At 61.8% G+C, this 19,030-nt stretch carries 19 protein-coding genes; 10 read left to right on the top strand and 9 right to left on the bottom strand.

What is annotated here, in order from left to right:
• Positions 1 to 70: 70 nt before the first annotated feature.
• Both BLW24_RS09835 and dadA read right to left on the bottom strand, forming a co-directional pair.
• Positions 71 to 421, bottom strand: coding sequence for a RidA family protein (locus BLW24_RS09835; protein ID WP_090379806.1), 351 nt, complete (start codon positions 419 to 421; stop codon positions 71 to 73).
• Complete coding sequence (gene dadA / locus BLW24_RS09830; RefSeq protein ID WP_090379803.1) at positions 396 to 1,694, bottom strand: D-amino acid dehydrogenase; 1,299 nt, start codon at positions 1,692 to 1,694, stop codon at positions 396 to 398. Before dadA ends, BLW24_RS09835 begins: the two co-directional genes overlap by 26 nt.
• Positions 1,695 to 1,849: 155 nt before the next feature.
• Here dadA and BLW24_RS09825 point away from each other — a divergent pair, with 155 nt between their 5' ends.
• Entirely contained in the window at positions 1,850 to 2,338 is a 489-nt protein-coding gene (locus BLW24_RS09825) for an Lrp/AsnC ligand binding domain-containing protein (RefSeq protein WP_090379800.1), read from the top strand.
• Between the two features lie 167 nt (positions 2,339 to 2,505).
• Here BLW24_RS09825 and BLW24_RS09820 read toward each other — a convergent pair whose 3' ends face one another.
• Positions 2,506 to 2,859, bottom strand: coding sequence for a YkgJ family cysteine cluster protein (locus BLW24_RS09820; RefSeq protein WP_090379798.1), 354 nt, complete (start codon positions 2,857 to 2,859; stop codon positions 2,506 to 2,508).
• 175 nt (positions 2,860 to 3,034) lie between these two features.
• Between BLW24_RS09820 and BLW24_RS09815 the strand changes: the two genes are divergently transcribed.
• Positions 3,035 to 4,348 (top strand): NAD(P)/FAD-dependent oxidoreductase, encoded by a 1,314-nt coding sequence (locus BLW24_RS09815; RefSeq protein WP_090379796.1) that lies wholly within the window; start codon positions 3,035 to 3,037, stop codon positions 4,346 to 4,348.
• Positions 4,349 to 4,509: 161 nt separating this feature from the next.
• Here BLW24_RS09815 and BLW24_RS09810 read toward each other — a convergent pair whose 3' ends face one another.
• Entirely contained in the window at positions 4,510 to 4,755 is a 246-nt protein-coding gene (locus BLW24_RS09810) for a DUF1127 domain-containing protein (protein WP_090379794.1), read from the bottom strand.
• Between the two features lie 178 nt (positions 4,756 to 4,933).
• Here BLW24_RS09810 and BLW24_RS09805 point away from each other — a divergent pair, with 178 nt between their 5' ends.
• Positions 4,934 to 6,391 (top strand): aminotransferase-like domain-containing protein, encoded by a 1,458-nt coding sequence (locus tag BLW24_RS09805; protein ID WP_090379791.1) that lies wholly within the window; start codon positions 4,934 to 4,936, stop codon positions 6,389 to 6,391.
• Here the strand turns inward: BLW24_RS09805 and BLW24_RS09800 are convergent.
• A complete protein-coding gene (locus tag BLW24_RS09800; RefSeq protein ID WP_090379788.1) occupies positions 6,381 to 7,529 on the bottom strand; it encodes an MFS transporter in 1,149 nt (382 codons plus the stop codon). The two genes, BLW24_RS09805 and BLW24_RS09800, sit on opposite strands and share 11 nt — an antisense overlap.
• Before the next feature lie 241 nt (positions 7,530 to 7,770).
• Positions 7,771 to 9,264 (bottom strand): aldehyde dehydrogenase, encoded by a 1,494-nt coding sequence (locus tag BLW24_RS09795; RefSeq protein ID WP_090379785.1) that lies wholly within the window; start codon positions 9,262 to 9,264, stop codon positions 7,771 to 7,773.
• Positions 9,265 to 9,525: 261 nt separating this feature from the next.
• Here BLW24_RS09795 and BLW24_RS09790 point away from each other — a divergent pair, with 261 nt between their 5' ends.
• The gene (locus BLW24_RS09790; RefSeq protein WP_090379782.1) at positions 9,526 to 9,891 is read left to right on the top strand and encodes a cupin domain-containing protein; all 366 of its coding nucleotides are present in this window, start codon (positions 9,526 to 9,528) and stop codon (positions 9,889 to 9,891) included.
• A gap of 172 nt (positions 9,892 to 10,063) precedes the next feature.
• On the opposite strand, the gene rpmG is transcribed toward BLW24_RS09790, so the two are convergent.
• Together rpmG and rpmB are read right to left on the bottom strand one after the other, a co-directional pair.
• A complete protein-coding gene (gene rpmG / locus BLW24_RS09785; RefSeq protein WP_007894709.1) occupies positions 10,064 to 10,219 on the bottom strand; it encodes a 50S ribosomal protein L33 in 156 nt (51 codons plus the stop codon).
• A gap of 10 nt (positions 10,220 to 10,229) precedes the next feature.
• Positions 10,230 to 10,466 carry a 50S ribosomal protein L28 gene (rpmB, locus tag BLW24_RS09780; RefSeq protein WP_090240685.1) on the bottom strand — a complete coding sequence of 79 codons (237 nt, stop codon included), beginning with the start codon at positions 10,464 to 10,466 and terminating at the stop codon, positions 10,230 to 10,232.
• A gap of 345 nt (positions 10,467 to 10,811) precedes the next feature.
• Between rpmB and BLW24_RS09775 the strand changes: the two genes are divergently transcribed.
• On the top strand, positions 10,812 to 12,317 hold the full coding sequence (locus tag BLW24_RS09775; protein WP_090379779.1) for an ABC transporter substrate-binding protein: 1,506 nt from the start codon (positions 10,812 to 10,814) through the stop codon (positions 12,315 to 12,317).
• Here the strand turns inward: BLW24_RS09775 and radC are convergent.
• Complete coding sequence (gene radC / locus BLW24_RS09770) at positions 12,314 to 12,988, bottom strand: RadC family protein (protein ID WP_090379776.1); 675 nt, start codon at positions 12,986 to 12,988, stop codon at positions 12,314 to 12,316. The genes BLW24_RS09775 and radC overlap by 4 nt on opposite strands.
• Positions 12,989 to 13,178: 190 nt before the next feature.
• On the opposite strand from radC, the gene coaBC reads away from it, so the two are divergent.
• The 5 genes from coaBC to BLW24_RS09745 all read left to right on the top strand — a co-directional run bounded on the left by coaBC (position 13,179) and on the right by BLW24_RS09745 (position 19,029).
• The gene (gene coaBC, locus BLW24_RS09765) at positions 13,179 to 14,387 is read left to right on the top strand and encodes a bifunctional phosphopantothenoylcysteine decarboxylase/phosphopantothenate--cysteine ligase CoaBC (RefSeq protein ID WP_090379773.1); all 1,209 of its coding nucleotides are present in this window, start codon (positions 13,179 to 13,181) and stop codon (positions 14,385 to 14,387) included.
• Positions 14,388 to 14,413: 26 nt separating this feature from the next.
• Entirely contained in the window at positions 14,414 to 14,869 is a 456-nt protein-coding gene (dut, locus tag BLW24_RS09760) for a dUTP diphosphatase (RefSeq protein ID WP_090379770.1), read from the top strand.
• Positions 14,870 to 14,913: 44 nt separating this feature from the next.
• The gene (locus BLW24_RS27150) at positions 14,914 to 17,511 is read left to right on the top strand and encodes a phosphomannomutase/phosphoglucomutase (protein ID WP_090379767.1); all 2,598 of its coding nucleotides are present in this window, start codon (positions 14,914 to 14,916) and stop codon (positions 17,509 to 17,511) included.
• 31 nt (positions 17,512 to 17,542) lie between these two features.
• Complete coding sequence (gene argB, locus BLW24_RS09750; RefSeq protein ID WP_090379764.1) at positions 17,543 to 18,448, top strand: acetylglutamate kinase; 906 nt, start codon at positions 17,543 to 17,545, stop codon at positions 18,446 to 18,448.
• Positions 18,449 to 18,582: 134 nt separating this feature from the next.
• On the top strand, positions 18,583 to 19,029 hold the full coding sequence (locus BLW24_RS09745) for an acyl-CoA thioesterase (RefSeq protein ID WP_090387685.1): 447 nt from the start codon (positions 18,583 to 18,585) through the stop codon (positions 19,027 to 19,029).
• The last annotated feature ends 1 nt before the right edge of the window (position 19,030 follow it).

Here is a 19,030-nt window from a genome sequence, read left to right as displayed (position 1 = left end):
AGTTTTCAGACTATAAAAAAGCCCGGTGTGATGGCCGGGCAAACACTTATCGCAAACGGGATCGGCCGATTTACAGGGCGGCCACGATCATCATTTCCACCAGCACCTCAGGCTTGTACATCTTCGCCTCGACACAGGCCCGTGCAGGCGCCGCGCCTGGCGCGACCCAGGCATCCCAGACCTGATTAAGCCCGACGTAATCGCGCTCCATGTCCTTCAGGTAGATGGTCACGGAAAGGATCTTCGACTTGTCGCTACCGGCCTCGGCCAGCATACGATCGGTGTTGGCCAGGGTTTCACGGGTTTGCTGCACGATATCGCCGCTGTAGTCGTCCGCCAGCTGGCCGGCCAGGTAGACCGTGCTGTTGTGGATGACGATTTCGCTGTAACGGCTTTCAGTGTGCAGGCGCTGTACTGACATGCTTATGACTCTCCTGGGAACGGCTATAACGGGAAATATCCAGACCTTCGGCGCTGATCTGCGGACGCTTTTTCGCCATCAGGTCGGCAAGCAGGCGACCGGAGCCGCAGGCCATGGTCCAGCCCAGTGTGCCGTGACCGGTGTTGAGGAACAAATTGCGCAAGCCGGTGGCACCAACAATCGGCGTGCCGTCCGGAGTGGCTGGACGCAGACCAGTCCAGAATTCGGCCTGACGCAGATCTCCGCCCTGCGGGTAGAGATCGGCAGTGATCATTTCCAGGGTGGCGCGGCGACGCGGGTTGAGGCTCAGATCAAAGCCGGCAATCTCAGCCATGCCGCCGACGCGGATGCGGTTGTCGAAACGGGTGATCGCCACCTTGTAGGTTTCATCGAGGATGGTCGAGGTCGGCGCCATCGCCGCATTGGTGATCGGCACAGTCAGCGAATAGCCCTTGAGCGGGTACACCGGTGCCTTGATACCCAGCGGCTTGAGCAATTGCGGGCTAAAGCTGCCGAGCGCCAGCACGTAGCGATCAGCGGTTTCCAGCTTGCCGTCAATCCACACGCCATTAACCCGATCGCCCACAGCGTCGATACGCTGGATGTTCTGGCCGAAGCGGAATTCCACACCCAACGCCTTGGCCATCTCGGCCAGTTTGCTGGTGAACAGCTGGCAATCGCCGGTCTGGTCATTCGGCAGGCGCAGTGCGCCGGCCAGTTTGTCGGTGACTGCAGCCAAGGCCGGCTCAACGCGGGCGATGCCGGCGCGGTCGAGCAGCTCATAGGGCACGCCGGACTGCTTGAGCACGGCAATATCTTTCGCCGCGTTATCCAATTGCGCCTGGGTGCGGAACAGTTGGGTGGTGCCCAGGCTGCGGCCTTCATAGGCGATGCCGGTTTCCGCACGCAGCTCGTCGAGGCAATCGCGGCTGTATTCGGACAGGCGCACCATGCGCTCCTTGTTCACCGCATAACGGCTGGCAGTGCAGTTGCGCAGCATCTGCGCCATCCACAGGTACTGGTCGATATCAGCGGTTGCCTTGATCGCCAGCGGTGCATGTTTTTGCAGCAGCCACTTGATGGCTTTCAACGGCACGCCTGGCGCCGCCCACGGCGAGGCGTAGCCAGGTGACACCTGACCGGCGTTGGCGAAGCTGGTTTCCATGGCCGGGGCGTGCTGCCGGTCGACCACCACCACTTCAAAACCCTGACGCGCCAGGTAATACGCACTGGCTGTACCAATCACACCGCTACCGAGAACCAGAATCCGCATGACACGCTCCTCGCCGCGACAATGCGCGACGGATAATTCCTGAGATCACAATTGAGCGCAGTATAGGAAGAGATCACCAGTGCTTTTCACTATATAAATAGCTATATTTGGCGACAATTCTTGGCAATATCGCCTTATCTAGAGGGGTATCCACCGTGCGCACCCAGCATCAGAGCCGCCGCGAACTGGACAAGATCGACCGCAATATCCTGCGCATCCTGCAGGAAGATGGGCGCATCAGCTTTACCGAGCTGGGCGAGCGGGCCGGCCTGTCGACCACGCCCTGTACCGAGCGCGTGCGCCGCCTGGAGCGCGAAGGGATCATCATGGGCTACCACGCCCGGCTCAACCCGCAGCAGCTCAAGGCCAGCCTGCTGGTGTTTGTCGAGATCAGCCTGGACTACAAGTCCGGCGACACCTTCGAGGAATTCCGCCGCGCAGTGCTGAAACTGCCGCACGTACTCGAATGCCACCTAGTGTCCGGTGACTTCGACTACCTGGTGAAGGCGCGAATCAACGAAATGGCCAGCTACCGCAAACTGCTCGGCGACATCCTGCTCAAGCTGCCGCACGTACGCGAGTCGAAGAGCTACATCGTGATGGAGGAAGTGAAAGAGAGCCTGAGCCTGCCGATTGCCGACTGAAGCCCGCACTGCATCCGCCAGAACGCCGCCCGATTGGTGAGAACGAGGCTGCGCCAGTCGCGGCTAAAGCCCCTCCCACCCAATGCATCTTCACTAGCACCACCACTGGTGGGAGGCGCTTTAGCGGCGATAAAGTCAGATTGGCGCTTAGCCCAACCAAATCCAACCTATACCAGCACCTGCCGGGTTGTGGCGATCAGCTGGTGTACCCGCTGTTCCACCGTCGGCTCGGTCAGCTGCTCCGGCCCCTGGCCACGCGGGCACGGCAGGCTCGGCGTGGTGCCGAACAGACGACAGATCAGCGGGCGCTGGTCATACACCGTGCACCCTTGCGGGCCGAGGTGTACGCAGTTGTACTCGGCCAGCGCGGCGTCATGCTCGGCGGCACTTTTCACCGGCAGCCGCGCCATTTCCTCGGATGACGCGGTGACCGGGCCGCAGCAATCGTGGCAACCCGGCACGCAGGCGAAACTGGGAATCTGCAAACGCAGCTGGTCGATCTTGCGGCTGGTGCAACTCATGGGCGGGATCCTGAAACACAGGCCAGCATAGTAACCGCGCCCAGGGTTGAATCGCGGCAGGAGCCAGGGCTAACCGACGAAAATCCGCTTATTTCACGATTGCCTCTTGGCGTTTGGCAAATCTCGCGCTTATGCTTCGTAAAATTTTCCAAACACAATAATCAGGATTCCACACATGAACGCCCGCGTTCACCAGCCGGTGCACAACAGCCAGCACGCCAACTCCTATTACGCCGCCAGCGCCAATCGCCAACTCGACTACCCCGCCCTAGGCGGTGAGTTGCGTGCCGATGTGTGCATTGTCGGTGGCGGTTTTTCCGGCCTCAACACGGCCATTGAGCTGGCGCAGAAAGGCCTCTCGGTGGTGCTGCTGGAAGCGCACAAGATTGGCTGGGGCGCCAGCGGGCGCAACGGCGGCCAGCTGATTCGCGGCGTCGGCCATGGCGTTGAGCAATTTGAATCGGTGATTGGCGCGCAGGGCGTGCGCGAACTGAAACTGATGGGCCTGGAAGCGGTGGAAATCGTCCGCCAGCGCATCGAGCAGTTCAATATCGATTGCGACCTGACCTGGGGCTACTGCGACCTGGCCAACAAACCCAGCCACCTCGCCGACTTCGCCGAAGACATGGCCGAACTCAAACAGCTGGGTTATCGCCATGAAATGCGCCTGCTGCAACCGGAACAGATGCATGAGGTAGTTGGCTCCAACCGCTACGTCGGCGGCATGATCGATATGGGTTCCGGCCACCTGCACCCGCTCAACCTGGCCCTCGGCGAAGCCGCCGCAGCGCAGAGCCTGGGCGTACAGCTGTTCGAGAACTCGGCAGTGTCGCGCATCGACTATGGCAGCGAGGTCAAGGTGCACACCGCCCAAGGCGTGGTGCACGCCGCTACCCTGGTGCTCGGCTGCAACGCTTACCTGAATGGCCTTAACAGCAACCTGGGCGGCAAGGTGCTGCCCGCCGGCAGCTACGTGATCGCCACCGAGCCGATGTCCGAAGCCGAAGCGCGGGCAATCATTCCGCAGAATATGGCGCTGTGTGACCAGCGTGTAGCCCTGGATTATTACCGCCTGTCCGCCGACCGGCGCCTGTTGTTCGGCGGTGCCTGCCACTATTCAGGCCGAGATCCTGCAGACATCGCCGGCTATATGCGACCGAAAATGCTGGAAGTCTTCCCGCACCTGAAAGACGTGAAGATCGACTACCAGTGGGGCGGCATGATCGGCATCGGTGCCAACCGCCTGCCGCAGATCGGCCGCCTCAAGGAACAACCCAACGTGTATTACGCCCAGGCCTACTCAGGCCATGGCGTCAACGCCACGCACCTGGCTGGCAAGCTGCTCGGCGAGGCCATCGCCGGCCAGGCCAGCAGCGGCTTCGACCTGTTCGCCAAGGTGCCCCACATGACCTTCCCTGGCGGCAAACACCTGCGCTCGCCGCTGCTAGCCCTAGGCATGCTCTGGCATCGGATGAAAGAGCTGGTCTGAGAATCTGCTTATGATCTGCTGCGCGTCGGCCCTACTGCGTTAAAAACAGGCTCGGAATGCTCATGTACGGCTCGTACACTCAGCTTCCTCGCCTGTTTTGCCTTGCAGGACTCTAGCTCGCAGGATCCTAAGCAGATTCTGAGCGTTTTGCGCATCCCCCCTCACAGCTTCCAGAACGGCAGCTGCGCCTCGCGCTGGGCCTGCGCGCGGCTCAAGCCGATATCTTTGAGCTGCTCATCAGTCAGCCTCAATAGCGCCCGACGAGTGGTCAGGCGCAGCCAGAATGCGCTCCAGCGGCCTACAGTTGGCTTCGCTTTATCCGTTTGAGCATACAGATGCCTCCCCACGGACTCCTGCTGCAGTTCGCCTGATTTCATTGTCAGCCTGACATCACTCAATCCGTTCATCACCTTCTCCTGCCCGTAAGCCTGGAGAGCATGATGAGTGACGCAGGAAAAGCATGACAGATTCAAAAATATATTTTTAAATCCATACAGATTTCCGAAACCAGGCTCTGAATGGTGGATTTATCGCCTATCTGTACTGGCTTGGTGCGGCACACAGAGAAATTACGAGGCAACTGTTATGACGCTCTACGTCAACCTGGCCGAGTTGCTCGGCGCCCGTATTGAACAGGGCCTGTATCGCCCCGGTGATCGCCTGCCCTCTGTGCGCGCCCTCAGCCTGGAACATGGCGTCAGCCTGAGCACCGTGCAACAGGCCTATCGCCACCTGGAGGATCAGGGCCTGGCCACACCCAAGCCCAAGTCCGGCTACTTTGTGCCCCAGGCGCGCCAGCAGCCGGCGCTGCCGATGGTCAGCCGCGCCGCCCAGCGGCCGGTGGATATTTCCCAGTGGGACCAGGTGCTCGAACTGATCAGCCGACCGCCAGGCGGTGATGTGCTGCAACTGGGGCGCGGCATGCCGGATATCAGCAGCCCAGCCCTGAAACCGCTGCTGCGCACCCTGTCACGCATGAGCCGCCGCCAGGCGGTCAAGGAGCTGAGCTATGGCAGCCTGTATGGTGACCCAGGCCTGCGCGCACAACTGTCACGCCTGATGCTCGATTCTGGCTGCCAGATTGCCATTGAAGAAATCGTCACCACCACCGGCTGCCACGAGGCCCTGTCCGTAGCGATTCGCGCCGTGTGCGAGCCTGGCGACATCGTGGCCGTGGATTCACCGAGCTTTCATGGCGTGATGCAGGCACTCAAGGGCTACGGCATGAAGGCCCTGGAGCTGCCCACCGACCCGCTCACCGGCATCAGCCTGGAGGCGCTGGAGCTCGCGCTGGAACAATGGCCGATCAAGGCCATTCAGCTCACCCCCAACTGCAACAACCCGCTCGGCTACATCATGCCGGAAGCCAACAAGCGCGCCCTGCTGGCCCTGGCGCAGCGCTATGACGTGGCGATTATCGAGGATGATGTCTACGGCGAACTGGCCTACAGCTACCCACGCCCGCGCAGCATCAAATCATTCGACGAGGACGGTCGCGTGCTGTTCTGCAGCTCGTTTTCCAAGACCCTGGCACCTGGCCTGCGGGCCGGCTGGATTGCCCCGGGCCGCTACCTGCAACAGGTGCTGCACCTCAAATACATGAGCACCGGCATGGCCGCACAGCTGCCACAACTGGCCCTGGCCGAATTTATCGCCAGCGGGCATTACGAACCGCACCTGCGGCGTATGCGCAGCCAGTACGCGCGCAACCGCGATTGCATGATCGACTGGGTCAGCCGCTACTTCCCCGCTGGAACACGCGTCAGCCGGCCCCAGGGCGGCTTTATGCTGTGGCTGGAGCTGCCACAGGGCTTTGACAGCCAGCGCCTGAACCGCGTGCTGCAGCCACACAACATCCAGATCGCGCCCGGCAGCATCTTTTCCGCCGCCGGCAAATACCGCAATTGCCTGCGCATCAACTACGCCAGCCAACCCTCCCCAGCGCTTGAACAGGCGATTTGCCAGGTCGGCGAATGCGTGGCTGCGCTGCTCGCCGAGCAACAGCTCGTACACAACAGCGCAGAGGGTGCGGTCACGCCTTGATGGCCGCCACCTCGCTAAATGCACCGCGCTGAAACGCCAGCCAGACAAACAGCGCCGCGCCAATCGCCATCAGGATCGGCAGCGCATGGCCGCTGACCCACTGGCTGGCGGCGCCGGTCGACAGCGGCCCGAGCAGGCAGCCCGCGCCCCAGAGCAGGGCGATATGCGAGTTGGCGCGCACCAGCGCATCGTCGCGGTAGCGCTGCCCCACCAAAATCAGCGACAGGGTGTACAGGCCGCCTGCGCTGGCGCCGAACAACACCAGCACCGCCCAGATCAGCGGCGTGTGCAGCAACGCGGGAATGCTCAGGCTCGACAGCAGCAATACCACCCCGCAGCAGCGGAACAGCGTCTGCCGGGGCACCCGGTCGGCCATCCAGCCAATCGGCAACTGCAGCGCCGCATCGCCGACCACCACCGCACTGACCATGATCAACGCCAGCTGCTGGGCAAAACCTTCGCGCACCAGATACACCGGCAGCAAGGTCAGCACCATGGCTTCGAACCCGGCAAACAGCACCACGGCCCAGGCAATCGCCGGTGAAGAGCGGCAAAACGCCAGAATGCCGCGCCCGGACGCACTCTGCGCATCGACCTTGGGCGCGCCATCGCGCCCCAACAGCAGCAGGCTACCGCCCACCAGCAGCGTGGCAGAGAACCAGAAGCCGCGGTCACTTTCCGTACCCAGCAGGGTCAGCAGCAGCGGTCCGCACAGCTGGCTGAGCGCAAAGCCGGTGCCATACAGCGCCACCAGACGGCCGCGCAGGCGGTCCTCGACCAGCTGGTTGATCCAGCTTTCGCCGAGCACAAACACTACGGTCAAGGAGATACCAATCAGCAAGCGCAGCAACAGCCACAGCGGATAATTCGGCATCACACTCAGCAGTGCAACCGACGCGGCGCTAGCCAGCAAGCACAGGCGCAGCGTCTGCGGCGTGCCAAACCAGCCCGCCAGGCGCCCCGTTAGGCGCGCCCCGACCAGCACACCAATCGCCGGCATACCGGCCATCACACCGATGGCAAAGGGGCCGTAACCCCAGGACTCAAGGCGAAACGACACCAGCGGCAGCGTCACGCCCAGCGCCAACCCGACGATCACCACCGCCGCACTGACGGCGAAATAGGTCATCCAATTCATTTTTTCACTCCATTCCCTGGCTCGTTCGGCACCCGCAGCACAGATGCAAAACGGCCGGGCTCCATGGGGAACCCGGCCGCAAATGGATTTAGTTGCGCCAAACCAGTCAATCAAGAGCTACGGGACTAAGGCCAGGCAAGGCGCCCCGGAGCTTTTAAGCGCAGCGTACTGCAGTACGTGAGCATTAAAAGCGAGGACGCAACGCAGCATGGCCGACGGCCCGGAGGTCGCCCCGGTAGCGTTACAGCTTGATCCAGGTCGCCTTGATCTCGGTGTACTTATCGAAGGCATGCAGCGACTTGTCGCGGCCGTTGCCCGACTGCTTGAAGCCACCGAACGGAGCGGTCATATCGCCGCCGTCATACTGGTTGACCCACATGCTGCCGACGCGCAGGGCCTTGGCAGCCAGGTGCGCCTTGGACAGATTGCTGGTCCAGATGGCGGCTGCCAGACCGTAGATGCTGTCGTTAGCAATCTGAATCGCCTCTTCGGTGCTGTCGAACGGGATCACCGTCAGCACCGGGCCAAAGATTTCTTCCTGGGCGATGCGCATGGCGTTGTGTGCGTCATCGAAGATGGTCGGCTCGACGTAGACGCCGCCGGTCTCTTCCAGGGTGCGCTTGCCACCGCAGAGCAGCTTGGCCTGGTCCTTGTGGCCGGCGTCGATATAGCCGAGTACCGCATTCAGGTGGCCGGCATCGACCAGGGCGCCGACCTTGGTGTCCGGGTCCAGAGCATGGCCAGCCTTCCAGTCCTGCATGGCTTCCAGCACCATTGGCATGAAGGTGTCCTTGATCGAGCGCTCCACCAGCAAGCGCGAGCCTGCGGTGCACATCTCGCCCTGGTTGAAGCAGATCGCCGCAGCAGCGGCTTCCGCCGCCGCCTTGAGATCCGGCGCATCGGCAAAGACGATGTTGGCACTCTTGCCGCCGGCTTCCAGCCAGACGCGCTTCATGTTCGATTCGCCAGCGTAGATCATCAGTTGCTTGGCGATCTTGGTCGAGCCGGTGAACACCAGGGTGTCGACATCCATATGCAGCGCCAGCGCCTTGCCGACGGTATGGCCGTAACCAGGCAGCACGTTGAGCACGCCCGCCGGGATGCCAGCATCCAGCGCCAGCTGAGCCATGCGCAGAGCGGTCAGCGGGGATTTTTCGGATGGTTTGACGATCACCGAGTTGCCGGTGGCAAGGGCCGGGCCAAGCTTCCAGGCAGTCATGATCATCGGGAAGTTCCACGGCACGATGGCCGCCACTACGCCGACCGGCTCACGGGTCACCAGACCCAGTTCATCATGTGGAGTAGCCGCCACTTCGTCGTAAATCTTGTCGACCGCTTCGCCACTCCAGCGAATCGCCCGCGAGGCACCCGGCACATCGACACCCAGGGCATCGCTGATCGGCTTGCCCATGTCGAGGGTTTCCAGCAGCGCCAGCTCTTCAGCGTGCTGATCCATCAGATCGGCAAAACGGATCATGATGCGCTTGCGCTGGGCCGGCGCCATGCGCGACCAGACGCCAGACTCGAAGGTGACGCGAGCATCTGCGACGGCCAGCTCGGCATCGGCCAGGTCACAGCTGGCCACCAGGCCGAGCAGGCGTCCGTCGACCGGGCTGATGCACTCGAAGGCGGCCCCGGAGACGGCGGCGCGGTACTCGCCATGCACGAAGGCGCGGCCCTCGATCTTCAGGTTGTTGGCGCGCTGCTCCCAGTCGGCACGAGTCAGGCTAGTCATTGCTACATCCTCTATCGCTAGTAAAGCGCCGCAGGTCTGCCGCACGCGCTGTCAATTATTCTGCATGGGCTGCAAGAACATGCTTACCCAATCCTGCCGGCAACACTAAACCAGAGGCCTGCACACTTCCAATATTTTTTACAAAAACTGGCAAAGCCGCCTTGTTATGTGTGCTTTATTAAACATAGACTGCGAAAACTTCCACCCCAACCGACAACAAGCCTGGCCAGAACAGGCGCACATCCCCAACCGGACCCGCTTATGAACATCGAACAGATTGTCGACTTCGCCACTGCCACCACCGCCCCGGAACACTATCGCCCAGCGGCGGAAAAAGTCCTCAAGGGCGACCCCGCGCAAAGTGTGCGCAACCATTACGGCAGCCCGTGCGGGCAGTTCAATGCGGGAATCTGGGAAGGTGACATCGGCCACTGGACCATCAACTACACCGAACACGAGTACTGCGAGATTCTGCAAGGCGTCTCGGTACTGCGCGACAAGGATGGCAACGCCAAGACCCTGCGCGCCGGCGACCGTTTCGTGATCCCGGCCGGCTTCTCCGGCACCTGGGAAGTGCTGGAGCCCTGCCGCAAGGTCTACGTGATCTTTGAGCAAGCCAGCAACTGATCACTATTCATGCGTCACCCTTCGCCCGCCTTGCGCGGGCTTTTTATTGCCTGGGCTTCCGACCATGGCCATGTAACGCATCCATCTCTGCCATCCGAGCTGACAGGGCTGAATGCCGGGCAAGAAAAAGCCCGCCATATAGGCGGGCTTTTTCGGCAAGGAGCCAGATCAATTACTTGATCTTGCCTTCCTTGTAGATCACGTGCTTACGCACAACCGGATCGAATTTTTTGATTTCGATTTTGTCCGGAGTGGTGCGCTTGTTTTTGTCGGTAGTGTAGAAGTGACCAGTACCGGCACTCGAGATCAAACGAATCAATTCACGCATGACTTTCCCCTTAAACCTTTTCGCCGCGAGCACGCAGCTCGGACAGAACGACGTCAATACCACGCTTGTCGATGCAACGCATGCCTTTGGCAGAAACGCGCAGACGCACGAAACGGTTCTCAGACTCGACCCAGAAGCGGTGATGCTGCAGGTTCGGCAGGAAACGACGACGGGTTTTGTTGTTTGCGTGGGAAATGTTATTCCCGGTTACCGGACCCTTACCGGTAACTTGACAGACTCTCGACATGCCTCAGCCCTCTAAAACCACATGCCCAACCCGGCATGGGTTGGCCGCTAATATTCAATCTTGGCGCTTAGCGCCGCGTATCTCGAGGGTCTTACCGGCCGTACCTGAAAGCGCAAGAACCGGGCCCCTACAAAAGAGCGCTGCTTTATACCAGAAAGCCCCCAGCGCAACAAGGTTAACCGTACTTTACCCGGCAAAGACCAACTCACAATTCCGGCGCCCAGGCCAGCCGGTGGCGGTAACAGCGCAGATCGACCGCTCGTCGCCAAGACCTGATTGCCCCCCGCCGGATAATGGCCTAGGGTAAGACCCTCGCCCGCACGCCCCCCTTGTCAGGAGTTTGCCATGCGCCTTGCCAACCTGCCGCTGCTGCTCGCCCCGCTACTGGCTCCCGCCCTGGCCCAGGCCAACACACTTAGCGTCTGTACAGAAGCCAGCCCGGATGGTTTCGACGTGGTGCAGTACAACTCGCTGACCACCACCAACGCCTCGGCTGACGTATTGATGAACCGCCTGGTGGATTTCGATGCTGTCAGCGGCACGTTGCAGCCGAGCCTGGCGCTGGCCTGGGAGGTCAGCGCGGATGGCCTGAGCTACAGCTTCACCCTGCGTCCGGACGTGCAGTTTCATCAAACCGACTATTTCACTCCCAGCCGCCCGCTGAATGCCGATGACGTGCTGTTCAGCTTTCAGCGCATGCTCGACCCGACCCATCCGTGGCACAAGGTTGCGCCCAGCGGCTATCCCCACGCGCAGTCGATGCAGCTGCCAAGCCTGATCAAAAGCATCGACAAGACCGGCGAACACAGCCTGCGTTTCACCCTCAACAGCCCGGACGCCACTTTTCTCGCCACCCTGAGCATGGGCTTCGCCTCGATTTATTCCGCCGAATATGTCGCGCAACTGCTGAAGGCCGGCGCCCCGCAAGCGCTCAACAGCCAGCCGATTGGCAGCGGTCCGTTCGTCTTCAAGCGTTTTCAGAAAGACGCCAACGTGCGCTTGCAGAAGCTGCGCCGTGGCGAGTGCCATATCGCCCTGTCACCAAAACCACAGGATGTGCAGGCCATCAGCGGCGACAACACGCTAAAGAGTGCACATACCGCCGCCTTTATGACCGCCTTCGTCGGCATTAACAGCCAGCACCCGCCACTGGACCAACCCACCGTGCGCCAGGCAATCAACCTGGCCTTCGACAAATCCAGCTACCTCAAGGCGGTATTCGAGAACAGCGCCGAAGCGGCCAACGGCCCCTACCCGCCCAATACCTGGAGTTACGCCAGCGAGTTAGCTGGCTACCCACATGACCCGCAAAAAGCCCGCGACCTGCTCAAGCAGGCCGGTCTGGCCGATGGTTTCAGCACCACCATCTGGACCCGCCCCACCGGTAGCGTGCTCAACCCTAACCCGAACCTGGGCGCACAACTGCTGCAGGCTGACTTGGGCAAAGTCGGCATCAAGGCGGAAATTCGCGTGATCGAATGGGGCGAGCTGATTCGCCGCGCCAAGGCCGGCGAACATGACCTGCTATTCATGGGCTGGGCCGGCGACAACGGTGACCCGGACAACTTCCTCACCCCGCAATTTGCCTGCGCCTCGCTTGAGTCCGGGCTGAACTTCGCCCGTTATTGCAACCCGCAACTGGACAAGCTGATCGCCGACGGCAAACGCACCAGCGACCAGGCGCAGCGCAGCCGGATATATAAGGAAGCGCAGCAGATCATTCAGCAGCAGGCGCTGTGGCTGCCACTGGCCCACCCGACCGCCTATGCGCTGACGCGCAAGCAGGTCGAGGGTTATCAGGTCAGCCCGTTCGGTCGCCAGGACTTTTCCAAAGTGCGTTTGAACCCTTAAAGCCAGCCGTACTCGGCCATCGACAGCGGCTCACCGTCGCCAACGATAAAGTGGTCGAGTACGCGCACATCCACCAGCTCCAGTGCTTCTTTCAGGCGACGGGTTAGCACCCGATCCGCCTGACTGGGCTCGGCAACACCGGACGGATGGTTATGGGTCAGAATCAGTGCCGCCGCGTTGTGTGCCAAGGCGCGCTTGACCACCTGCCGGGGATAAACGCTGGCACTGTCGATGGAGCCGTGAAACAGCGCCTCGAACGCCAGCACACGGTGCTTGGCATCGAGAAACAAACAGCCAAATACCTCATGCGGCTCATGGCGCAGCAGCGCCTTCAGGTAATCACGCACAGCTTGCGGGCTTTCCAGCGCCGAATCCCGGCGCAACTGCTCGGCCAGATGACGACGCGCCATCTCCAGCACCGCCTGCAACTGGGCGAATTTGGCCGGCCCCAGGCCCAGGCGCTGGCTGAACGAGGGCAGATCCGCCTGCAACAAGGCCCGTAGACTGCCGAAATCCCCCAACAGATGACGCGCCAGATCAACCGCGCTTTGCCCGGCCACCCCGGTGCGCAAGAAAATCGCCAGCAACTCCGCGTCGGTCAGGGTGACTGCGCCCTGTGCCAGCAACTTTTCCCGCGGGCGCTCTGCCGCAGGCCAATCACGAATACTCATCACACCTCCATGTGTGCTAAAAGGCGCGACAACGCGCCACGCCAGCGCGCGCAAAGCCAAGCCAGGCAAGCATTTGGCAGCGCTACTCGCATACAACCCTTGTGCTATCGTAGCCCAACTTTTGCGCGGCGCCTGACCTGGGGAGGTGTCAGCGTCGCGGTGTATATCCATCTCTATAAAAGGCAGGCCTATGCAGCGGCTGTATCGGAAACGCATCATTGTTGGCGTGGGCGGCGGTATTGCCGCGTATAAGAGTGCCGAGCTGATTCGCCGACTCAAGGACCAGGACGCCGACGTGCGCGTGGTCATGACCAAAGGTGGTCGCGAATTCATCACCCCGCTGACCCTCCAGGCCCTCTCCGGGCATCCGGTACACCTCGACCTGCTTGACCCCGAAGCCGAAGCCGCGATGGGTCATATCGAGCTGGCACGCTGGACTGATCTGGTGCTGATCGCCCCCGCCACTGCCGACCTGATGGCGCGCCTGGCCCAGGGCGTCGCGGATGACCTGCTGACCACCCTGGTACTGGCCACCGATGCGCCTGTGGCATTAGCACCGGCCATGAACCAGGCCATGTGGCGCGACCCGGCGACCCAGGCCAATGCCCAACTGCTGAGCCAACGCGGCCTGCACCTGTTCGGCCCTGCCGCCGGCAGCCAGGCCTGCGGCGATGTCGGCCTGGGCCGCATGCTCGAAGCCGAGCAACTGGTGCAATGTGCCGCCGACTGCTTCCAGCATCAGGCACTGACCGGCAAGCATGTGCTGATCACCGCCGGCCCGACCCAGGAAAACATTGATCCGGTGCGCTACATCACCAACCACAGCTCCGGCAAGATGGGCTTTGCCCTCGCCGAAGCCGCTGCCGAAGCAGGGGCCAAGGTCACCCTGATCAGCGGCCCGGTGCACCTGCCCCCCCCCGAGCGCGTCACCCGCATCAACGTCACCAGCGCCCGCGACATGCTTGCCGCCTGTGAAGCCGCAATGCCCTGCGACCTGCTGATCGCCGCGGCCGCCGTCGCTGATTACCGCCCGGAAGTGGTCGCCCAGCACAAATTGAAAAAAGACCCCACCAGTGGTGATGGCCTGCTCCTGCAAATGGTGCGCAACCCTGATATTCTCGCCACCCTTGCGGGGCGCTCTGATCGCCCGTTCAGCGTCGGTTTTGCCGCCGAAACCGAGAACCTGCTGGAATACGCCTCGCGCAAGTTGCGTGACAAGAATCTCGACCTGATCGTCGCCAATGACGTGGCCAATCCCAGCATCGGCTTTAACAGCGAAGAAAACGCCATCACCATCATCGACCGTGAACTTCAACAAAGCAGCTTCGCCCAGACCAGCAAGAACAAGATTGCCCGTCAGCTGGTGAGCTTTATTGCCGATCGCATGGCCAACTGCTGACACCCACTTACAGAACCGAGTCCGATATGCACGCCTTACAAGCCAAGATTCTCGACCCGCGCCTGGGCAATGAATTTCCCCTGCCGCACTACGCCACGCCAGGCTCCGCTGGCCTCGACCTGCGCGCCATGCTCAAGCAGGAATTGGTGCTGGAACCCGGACAAACCGTACTGATCCCTACCGGCCTGTCGATCTACATCGGTGACCCCGGTTTGGCCGCGATGATCCTGCCGCGCTCGGGCCTGGGTCACAAACATGGCATCGTCCTGGGGAACCTCGTCGGCCTGATCGACTCGGACTACCAGGGCGAATTGATGGTGTCCTGCTGGAACCGTGGGCAGAGCGCCTTCACCGTCGCTATCGGTGAGCGTATCGCGCAACTGATTCTGGTACCGGTGGTACAGGCGCATTTCGAGCTGGTTGAACAGTTTGATGAGAGCCAACGCGGCGCAGGCGGCTTCGGCCACTCCGGTAGCCATTGATTGCCTTAATCTAATTCCAGAATGAATTGCCGAGGAGACGCTGCATGAAACTCTTCAAGCGCACGGCCAAGGACGCTGACGGAGTAACCGCCAGCGCCCAATTGACCAGTGCCCCCGCCGCCAAAGCGGCCAAGAACAGCCCCAACGCCCTGTTGCCAGGTGTGCTGGCGGCGTTGGCCGGCATCATTCTGGCCGGTGCGTTGCTCTGGTTCGGGCCGCTCAACAGCGCCTACCAACAGCAGCTGCAACAACTCAGCCAAGCCTGGGGTGGCGGTCAGGCGACCGTGTTGCAGAAAGCCCTGCAGCAACTGAGCGCCGACACCCAAGCAGCCGCGCGCAACCCGCAACTGCTACAAGCCCTGCAAAGCCAGGACATCAATCAGATCCGCAACGCCGAACGCAATCTCACTTACTGGCACGGGGTGGTCGACGCGCACCTCAACGCCCGCGGCCAGGCTGTGCATGACATGGGCCGCAGCGCGCCGATGAACTTCGCCGCACTGGACATGCTGCGCCGTGCAGAAAACGGCCAGACGCCCGCACCGGAGGCCTACAAGGTCGGCCAACGCTGGCTGGTGTATAGCGCCGCGCCCTTGCGCCTGAGCGAAGGTGAGCCGCTGCATGGCACGCTGCTGCTGGCCGTGGACCTGGAGCGCCTGCTCGCCAGTCTGCCGGTGATGCCCGCCGAAATCGGCCAGATCCAGCTGATCCAGCAGTTCAACAACACCGCGGCCCAGGTCCTCGCCCAGCGCGGCGACGCGCAAGGCACCGCGCAAGCATTTAGCACCGGCAACCCCAACTGGACAGTCAGCTTTACCCCCGGCCCGTCACTGACCAACCCGGTATTCTCGCCGCTGCTACTGGCCATCGCCGGGCTGCTGGCCCTGGCTGGTGCAATTGCCGGCCTCTACCTGCTGCAGAGCAATCTGCAACGTCACCTGCGTGACGACGTGCTGCAACTGGGGCAGATGCTCAAGGAGCTGAGCGCAGGCAAGGCCGTCAAAGCCTTTAGCCTGAGCCTGCCCGCTCTGGATATCCTCGCGCAGAACCTCGCGCGCATGCCGCGCCGCGCCACTGAACAGGCCGCCGCCCCGACGGCCAATGCAGGTGCAGCCAATCCAGGAGTCGCCGCCATGCAGACGCCTGCCAGCGCCATGGCCGACCCACTGTTTCAGGACACCGACATCCTCGACATCGATATTCTCGACGAAGATCAGGACCTGCTTGGCCTCGATGAGCCGGCGCCCGCTCCCGTGCAGGCGAAAGCGCCCAAGCTGCCCGCCGATATCTTCCGCGCCTACGACATTCGCGGCGTGGTCGGCCGCACCCTGAACGCCGAAACCGCCTACTGGATCGGCCGCGCCATCGGCTCGCAGAGCCTGGCCCAGGGCGAGCCGAACATCGCCGTCGGCCGCGACGGTCGCCTGTCCGGTCCAGAGCTTGCGCAGCAGCTGATCCAGGGCCTGCTCGACTGCGGTTGTAACGTCAGCGATGTCGGTATGGTGCCGACGCCCGTGGTGTATTACGCCGGGCATATCCTCACTGGTAAATCAGCAGTGATGCTCACTGGCAGCCATAACCCGCGCGACTACAACGGCTTCAAGATCGTCATCGCCGGCGACACCCTGGCCAACGAACAGATCCAGGCCCTGAAAGCACGCATCGACAACAACGACCTGGCCAGCGGTGTCGGCACGGTCGAACAGGTTGATGTGCTGGAACGCTACTTCACGCAGATCCGCGACGATATCGCCATGGCCAAGCCCATGCGCGTGGTAGTCGATTGCGGCAACGGCGTGGCCGGAGTGATCGCCCCGCAATTGATCGAGGCGCTGGGCTGCTCGGTCATTCCATTGTACTGCGAAGTCGACGGCAACTTCCCCAACCACCACCCCGATCCCGGCAAGCCGGAAAATCTGGTGGACCTGATCGCCAAGGTGAAAAGCGAGAAAGCTGACATCGGCCTGGCCTTCGATGGCGACGGCGACCGCGTCGGCGTGGTGACCAATACCGGCACCGTTGTCTATCCGGACCGCCTGCTGATGCTGTTCGCCAAGGACGTGGTGTCACGCAACCCCGGCGCCGACATCATCTTCGACGTCAAATGCACGCGCCGCCTGACCCCGCTGATCAGCGGCTACGGCGGCCGGCCGGTGATGTGGAAAACCGGCCACTCGCTGATCAAGAAAAAAATGAAGGAAACCGGCGCGCTGCTGGCCGGCGAGATGAGCGGGCATATCTTCTTCAAGGAACGCTGGTTCGGCTTTGACGATGGCATCTATGCCGCCGCGCGCCTGCTGGAAATCCTCAGCCAGGATCGCCGCAACGCCGAACACGTGTTCAGCGCCTTCCCCAACGACATTGCCACCCCGGAAATCAATATCCAGGTCACCGAGCAGAGCAAGTTCAGCATCATCGAACGCCTGCAGCGCGACGGCGTATGGGGTGAAGGCAATATCACTAGCCTCGATGGCGTGCGCGTCGACTACCCAAAAGGCTGGGGCCTGGTGCGCGCTTCCAACACCACACCGGTGCTGGTATTGCGCTTCGAGGCGGAAACCGAAGAAGAACTCGAACGGATCAAGGAAGTCTTCCGCGCCCAGCTGTACAGCGCGGCGCCCGACCTCGACCTGCCGTTCTGATTGATTAGCGAATTGTCTACTGGAGCCCTGCATGACCCTCGAACGTGATGCCGCCACCAACGTCGCCAAGGTACTGTCCGAAGCGCTGCCGTATATCCGCCGCTTCGTCGGCAAGACGCTGGTAATCAAATACGGCGGCAACGCCATGGAAAGTGAAGAGCTCAAGCAAGGCTTCGCTCGCGACATCGTGCTGATGAAAGCGGTCGGCATCAACCCGGCGGTGGTGCATGGCGGCGGCCCGCAGATCGGTGATCTGCTCAAGCGCCTGTCCATCGAAAGCCACTTTGTCGACGGCATGCGCGTCACCGATACCGCGACCATGGACGTGGTGGAAATGGTCCTCGGCGGCCAGGTCAACAAAAGCATCGTCAACCTGATCAACCAGCACGGCGGCAGCGCCATCGGCCTGACCGGCAAAGACGCCCAACTGATCCGCGCGAAGAAACTTACCGTAACCCGGCAGACGCCGGAGATGACCCAGCCTGAAATCATCGATATCGGCCATGTCGGCGAAGTTACTGGGGTCAACATCGACCTGCTGAACATGCTGGTCAAAGGCGACTTTATTCCGGTAATCGCACCGATTGGCGTCGGTCCGGACGGCGAGTCGTACAACATCAACGCCGACCTGGTGGCCGGCAAGGTCGCCGAAGCCCTGAAGGCCGAGAAGCTGATGTTGCTGACCAATATCGCCGGGCTGATGGACAAGCAAGGCCAGGTGCTCACCGGCCTGACCACCGAACAGGTCGACAGCCTGATCGCCGATGGCACCATCTACGGCGGCATGCTGCCGAAGATCCGCTGCGCCCTGGAAGCGGTGCAAGGCGGAGTGACCAGCGCCCATATCATCGACGGTCGCGTACCGAACGCCGTACTGCTGGAAATCTTCACCGACAGCGGTGTGGGTACCCTGATCTGCAACCGCAAGCGCCACTAAGTCGCTACCTGCAATGCGAATCAGCCGATTATCCTGGCTGATTCAGCCGCCTGATAGCCTGCTGCAACTCTTGCAGCAGGCCGCCGCAACACCGAAGCTCAGTGAACCTGCACTGCCAGCCAGAGGTGTACCGCATGCCAACCGTACCGCCCCGCGAAGCCTTCAGTTTTTTCCACACGCTGCGCGTGCGCTGGGCCGAAGTGGATCCGCAGAGCATCGTGTTCAACGGTCACTACCTGACCTATGCCGATGTCGCCATCACCGAATACTTTCGCGCCCTGGGCATTCGCTACCCGGATGACCTGAGCCGTAACGGCAGCGACTTCTTCGCAATCAAGACCGTACTGGAATACCTGGCACCCGCACGCTTTGATGATCAGCTGCACATCAGTATTCGCGTCGCCCGCCTTGGCCGCTCCAGCCTGAGCTTTGCCGTGGGCATCTGGTGCGGCGAGCAGGCGCTGACCGCCGGCGAAGTGATTTACGTACACGCGGACAGCACAAGCCGCAGCAGCAGTCCGCTACCGGCATGGTTGAAGGAGAAAATTCTGGCCTTTGAGCACTGCGCGCCCGAGCAATAAA

Source organism: Pseudomonas anguilliseptica, from assembly GCF_900105355.1.
GTDB lineage: Bacteria > Pseudomonadota > Gammaproteobacteria > Pseudomonadales > Pseudomonadaceae > Aquipseudomonas > Aquipseudomonas anguilliseptica.
Note: the sequence above shows the minus strand (reverse complement) of the source record. Positions and strands in the feature narration are given on the sequence as shown.